Genomic DNA, 384 nt, shown 5'->3' with positions numbered 1-384 from the left:
TCATCGTTGAAGCCGGGGCACGCTCTGCGACCTTATTCCTGGACACCTGCTACTCGGGCGGCACAAGAGGCAAGGAAACCCTGGTAGCGTCGGCCCGGCCGGTCGTTCTCGTGGGCAAGGACGAAGGTGTCCCGCCGAACGTCAGCATCCTTGCGGCCGCCGCCAATGACCAGCTTTCCAGTTCGCTGCCCGCAGTCCGGCACGGACTGTTCTCGTACTTCCTGATGAAGGGATTGGAAGGGGCAGCCGCCGAAGGCAAGAGCATCACTGTCGGCGGATTGGAATCTTTCATCGCCGGCAAGGTCTCCGTCGAGGCGGCTAAGCAAGGTCGGGCACAGACGCCCCAGCTTGTGGGCGACGGAAGCAAGGTGATCGCGACATGGT

General features: G+C 62.8%; 1 pseudogene. It reads left to right on the top strand.

The features are described 5' to 3' along the window. Window positions 1–384, top strand: a pseudogene (locus MTBUT4_RS00680) (caspase family protein); the annotation flags it as partial.

Origin of the sequence: Magnetospirillum sp. UT-4 (genome assembly GCF_902729435.1) — a bacterium.
Classification (GTDB): Bacteria; Pseudomonadota; Alphaproteobacteria; order Rhodospirillales; family Magnetospirillaceae; genus Magnetospirillum.
This window is presented reverse-complemented; position numbering and strand designations above follow the sequence as displayed.